Raw genomic sequence first — 4897 nt, forward strand, 5'->3', positions numbered from 1 at the left:
GGCGCTGGGCGAGCGGGCCTGGGAGCTGGGCCACCCCGCGCTGCACGGCGACGTGCTGCGGGAGAACGTGCGCATCCTCCGGCTGCTGCGGTCGGTCTTCCCGGGCACCCGGGTGCGGTGGGCGGACGGCGTCGTGCGGGTGACCTGCCCGCTCGCCCTGACCGACTCCCCGCTCACGGACGAGGAGATCCTCGCCGACCTGCTGTCCTGACCCGCGCGGGATCATGGCCGCGTGGCGTGGCTGGAGCGGCATCAGGTCCCGATCTACGTGGCCGCCGTCCTGGTCGGCGCGCTGATCGGGTTCGCCGCCCCCACGGCCGGCCTCGGCGGCGCGCTCACCCCCGTGCTCGGCGCCCTGTTGTTCGTGACGTTCCTGCAGGTCCCCGCCCGGGACCTGCTCCGGTCGCTGCGGGCGGGCCGGTTCCTGGGCGCGGCACTGGTCGTGAACTTCGTGGTGGTCCCGCTCGTCGTGGCGGTGCTGGTCGGGTTCCTGCCCGCGGACCAGGGCCTCCGGCTCGGGGTGCTCCTGGTGCTCCTGGCGCCGTGCGTCGACTACGTGATCGTCTTCTCCGGGCTGGCGGGCGGGAGCAGCGACCGGCTGCTCGCGGCCACCCCGCTGCTGCTGGTGGCGCAGATGGTGCTGCTGCCCCTGTACCTGCTGCTGTTCCTCGGGGCGGAGCTCGCCGAGGTGGTCGAGGTCGGCCCGTTCGTCGAGGCCTTCCTGCTCCTGATCGTGGTCCCGTTGGCCCTGGCGTGGCTCACGCAGGCGTGGGCCGTGCGGCACCGCACCGGCGCGCGCGTGGCCACCGCCGCCGGGAGCCTGATGGTGCCGCTCATGGTCGCGACGCTGCTCGTCGTCGTGGCCTCGCAGCTCCCGGAACCGGCCGCCGACCTCTCCGCGGTGGCCGCCGTCGTCCCGGTGTACGTGGTCTTCCTCGCGGTGATGCTTTTCCTCGGGACGGCGGTGGCCCGGCTCCTCCGCCTCGGCGTGCGGGACGGGCGGGCGATCGTGTTCACCGGCGCCACCCGCAACTCCCTGGTGGTCCTGCCGCTGGCCCTCGCCCTCCCCGACGCCTACGCCGTCGCGTCGGTCGTGATCGTCGCCCAGACCCTCGTCGAGGTGCTCGGGATGCTGGTCGCGGTGCGGGTGGTGCCGCGGCTGCTGCCCGACCGGGACCGAGGCGGGCCGAACGCTTGATGCGGTGCCGCCGCACGGGGTCCGCCATGGCTGTCCGACGAGCGGGGGGTGGACGATGCCGGAGACCTGACGATCGACGACGACGCCGTGGCGGCGCACGGCCCGGGCCCGCAGCCGCCGGGCGACGGCCGTCAGCCGGTGAGCTCGGCGACGAGGGCGCGGACGCGGGCGTCGATGTCGTCGCGGAGCGGACGGATCTCCTCGGCGGACCGGCCCGCGGGGTCCGCGAGCTCCCAGTCGAGGTAGCGCTTGCCGGGGAAGACGGGGCACGCGTCGCCGCAGCCCATCGTGATCACGACGTCGGCGGCCTCGACCGCCTCCGACGTCAGCTTCTTCGGGAACTCCCGGGACAGGTCCAGCCCGATCTCGGCCATCACCTCGCGGACCGCGGGGTTGACGCTGTCGGCGGGCGCGGAGCCCGCGGACCGGACGGCGACGCGGCCCCGGGCGTGGTGGTGCAGCAGCGCCGCGGCCATCTGGGAGCGGCCCGCGTTGTGCACGCAGACGAACAGCACCTCGGGGACGGTCACGAGATCTCCTGGTTCGAGCGGGTGGACCGGGGCGAACGGGCCCAGCGGCGGCGGGCGGCGAGGGAGACGGAGACGAGGGCGACGAGCACCGGGACCTCGATCAACGGCCCGACGACCCCGGCGAGGGCCTGGCCCGAGGTGACCCCGAACGTCGTGATCGCGACGGCGATGGCGAGCTCGAAGTTGTTGCCCGCTGCGGTGAACGCGAGCGTGGTGGTCCGCTCGTAGGACAGCCCGACGGCCCTGCCGAGCAGGAACGAGCCTGCCCACATGAGCGCGAAGTAGGTCAGCAGGGGCAGCGCGATGCGAGCGACGTCGAGGGGCTGGGAGATGATCGCGTCCCCCTGCAGCGCGAAGAGGACGACGATGGTGAACAGCAGCCCGTAGAGCGCGAACGGTCCGACCCGGGGCAGGAACGACCCCTCGTACCACGCGCGGCCCCTGGCCCGCTCCCCCAGCCTGCGACTCAGGTAGCCGGCCACGAGCGGGACCCCGAGGAAGACCAGCACGGATCCGGCGATCTGCCAGGCGGAGACGTCGAGATCGGTCTGCGGGAGGCCGAGCCACCCCGGCAGCACGGCGAGGTAGAACCAGCCGAGCCCGGCGAACGCGACCACCTGGAACACCGAGTTGATCGCCACGAGCACGGCCGCGGCCTCCCGGTCGCCGCCGGCGAGGTCGTTCCAGATGATCACCATCGCGATGCACCGGGCGAGCCCCACGATGATCAGCCCGGTCCGGTACTCGGGCAGGTCGGGCAGCATCAGCCAGGCCAGCGCGAACATCAGCGCGGGCCCGACCACCCAGTTCAGGACGAGCGAGGAGACCAGGAGCCTGCGGTCGCCGGTGACCGTGTGCAGCCGGTCGTAGCGGACCTTCGCCAGCACCGGGTACATCATCACCAGCAGGCCGACGGCGATCGGCAGCGAGACGCCGGCGACCGCGATCGAGTCCACCGCCCGGTCGAGACCCGGGACCAGCCTGCCCGCGCCGAGGCCCAGCGCCATGGCGGCGAGGATCCACAGCGGCAGGAAGCGGTCCAGCGTGGACAGTCGAGTGCTCACGCGGGGACGCCCGCGTCGTCGAGCGCCAGGACGTCCGCCAGTCCGCGCAGCGTGTCCGGTGAGACCCGGTAGTAGATCCAGGTGCCCCGGCGGTCGCCGGTGATCAGGCCGGCCTCCTTGAGCACCTTGAGGTGGTGGCTGATCGTGGGGCCCTTCAGGTCGAACACGCCGGTCAGCTCGCACACACACGCCTCGCCGCCCTCGTGGGAGGCGATGAGCGACAGCAGCCGGAGCCGGACCGGGTCGCCGAGGGCCTTGAACACCCGGGCGAGCTCGACCGCACGCTCGGCGCCGACCGGCTCGGTGGTCAACGGTGTGCAGCACTCAGGGACTTGCTTCGACATACGTCTATCTTGACGGATCTCGAATCAGGGTGCAACCTCTGTCTCGACATCCATCGAAACAAGGAGTGGTCATGTCCCGAGTGCAGCTCGCCCTCCGCGTCGCCGACCTGGAGGGTTCGATCGACTTCTACCGGTCGCTGTTCGGCGTCGAGCCCGCCAAGCGCCGGCCCGGCTACGCCAACTTCGCCGTGCCCGAGCCGCCGCTGAAGCTGGTCCTGATCGAGGGCGAGCCCGGCGAGCCGACCGTCCTGGACCACCTCGGCGTCGAGGTCGAGACGACCGACGAGGTCCACGCCGCCACCGCGCGACTCTCCGACCTGGGCCTGTTCACGCGGGTGGAGGACGACACCACCTGTTGCTACGCCCTGCAGGACAAGGTCTGGGTCCACGGCCCGGGGCGGGAGCCGTGGGAGGTCTACACCGTGAAGGCCGACGCGTCGTCGATGCACCCGGCCGACGCCCCCACCACGGGCGCGTGCGAGTGCGGGTCGCCCGCGGGCCTCACCGCCGAGACCCCGGCGGCGTGCTGCTGAGCACTCCCGGCCACCCGGCGGTGAGGACCGCCGGGTGGTCCACTGTGGTCGGTCCGCTCGTCGGGACCCCGCGGCCAGATCCGGCGGTGGAGCGGATCCGGCCCTACCCTTTCGAGGTCCCGACGCTCTCGCCACCGCCGGCGGACGATGGACGAGGAGTCGACGTTGACGCCACACCGCCGCCGCGGGACCACGACGGTCCTGGCCGGGGCCCTCGCGGTCCTGGCCGTCGTCCTCACCGGGTGCGCCACCCCTCCGGTCCGTGAGTACCCCTACCGGACCGTGCGGATCATCGCGCCGTTCGCGGCGGGCGGGATCTCCGACCTCACCGCACGGGTCGCCGCCGAGTGCCTCGAGGCCGCGACGGACGAGAAGTTCGTGGTGGAGAACAAGCCGGGCGGGGGTGGGACCTCCGGGATGTCGACGATGGTCCGGTCGAAGCCCGACGGCTACACGCTCGCGGTGGCCACGCTCTCCACCTCGGTCCTCGTCCCCCAGGTGTCGCCGGAGGCCGGGTACACCGGGGCGGACGTCGCGCCCGTCGGCGCGTTGTCGCTGTCGCCCTCGGTGCTGGTGGTCGCGGGTGACTCCCGGTGGCGGACGGCGTCGGACTTCGTCGGCGAGGCCCGGGAGCGTCCCGACACGCTCTCGGTGGCGATGCCCGGCGCCCAGGGCGTCTACTCGCTGACGATGGACGAGCTCGGCCGGGCCGGGTCGCCCGTCCGCAAGGTCCCGTTCGAGAGCAACGACCTCTCGGTCACCGCGGTCGTCGGGGACAACGTCGACGCGGCCTTCGTCGCGACGTCGAGCACCTTGCTGCAGCAGCTGGCCGACGGCCGGGTGCGGGCGTTGGCGACGGGCGCCGAACGACGCCTGGGCTTCCTGCCGGAGGTACCCACGTTCGCCGAGTCCGGTGTCGCCGGCCTCCCGGAGTCGGGTGCGTACGTGCTGCTCGCCGCGCCCGTCGGGGTGCCCGAGCCCGTCCTCGCCCGACTCGAGTCGATCGTCCGCGACTGCACCTCCGACCCCGGGTTCGCCGCGCGGGTCGGGCCGCAGTTCGTCCTTCCCGCGTTCGCGGGGCGGGCCGAGGTCGGCAGGTTGTTCCAGGAGTCCGCCGCGGAATGGCGGGCTGCGCTCCTCGCGCAGGCAGGTCCCCGATGACGGCGGCGGAACGCGAACCGGTCGACACCGAGGACCCCGCCGGCGCCGAGACCGCGGGACCCCCGCC

The 4897-nt window shown here is 73.3% G+C and carries 7 protein-coding genes; 4 read left to right on the forward strand and 3 right to left on the reverse strand.

The window, feature by feature from the left end; translation table 11 throughout:
- Both H5J29_RS20790 and H5J29_RS20795 read left to right on the forward strand, forming a co-directional pair.
- The coding region (locus H5J29_RS20790) for a hypothetical protein (RefSeq protein WP_220187707.1) at positions 1-211 on the forward strand (211 nt) is incomplete at its 5' end.
- 30 nt (positions 212-241) lie between these two features.
- Positions 242-1198, forward strand: coding sequence for an arsenic resistance protein (locus H5J29_RS20795; protein WP_220187708.1), 957 nt, complete (start codon positions 242-244; stop codon positions 1196-1198).
- A 131-nt stretch (positions 1199-1329) separates the two neighbouring features.
- On the opposite strand, the gene H5J29_RS20800 is transcribed toward H5J29_RS20795, so the two are convergent.
- From H5J29_RS20800 to H5J29_RS20810, 3 genes are read right to left on the reverse strand one after another with little or no spacing between them, the layout of a single operon-like run.
- Positions 1330-1728 carry an arsenate reductase ArsC gene (locus H5J29_RS20800; protein ID WP_181782722.1) on the reverse strand — a complete coding sequence of 133 codons (399 nt, stop codon included), beginning with the start codon at positions 1726-1728 and terminating at the stop codon, positions 1330-1332.
- Positions 1725-2735, reverse strand: coding sequence for an ACR3 family arsenite efflux transporter (arsB, locus tag H5J29_RS20805; protein WP_246394103.1), 1011 nt, complete (start codon positions 2733-2735; stop codon positions 1725-1727). Before arsB ends, H5J29_RS20800 begins: the two co-directional genes overlap by 4 nt.
- Positions 2736-2788: 53 nt before the next feature.
- A complete protein-coding gene (locus tag H5J29_RS20810; RefSeq protein WP_181782723.1) occupies positions 2789-3136 on the reverse strand; it encodes an ArsR/SmtB family transcription factor in 348 nt (115 codons plus the stop codon).
- Positions 3137-3207: 71 nt separating this feature from the next.
- Here H5J29_RS20810 and H5J29_RS20815 point away from each other — a divergent pair, with 71 nt between their 5' ends.
- Both H5J29_RS20815 and H5J29_RS20820 read left to right on the forward strand, forming a co-directional pair.
- Positions 3208-3669 carry an ArsI/CadI family heavy metal resistance metalloenzyme gene (locus H5J29_RS20815; protein WP_181782724.1) on the forward strand — a complete coding sequence of 154 codons (462 nt, stop codon included), beginning with the start codon at positions 3208-3210 and terminating at the stop codon, positions 3667-3669.
- Positions 3670-3834: 165 nt separating this feature from the next.
- Entirely contained in the window at positions 3835-4830 is a 996-nt protein-coding gene (locus tag H5J29_RS20820; protein ID WP_181782725.1) for a tripartite tricarboxylate transporter substrate binding protein, read from the forward strand.
- The last annotated feature ends 67 nt before the right edge of the window (positions 4831-4897 follow it).

This window comes from Pseudonocardia pini (assembly GCF_013870575.1).
In the GTDB taxonomy this organism is placed as follows: domain Bacteria; phylum Actinomycetota; class Actinomycetes; order Mycobacteriales; family Pseudonocardiaceae; genus Pseudonocardia; species Pseudonocardia pini.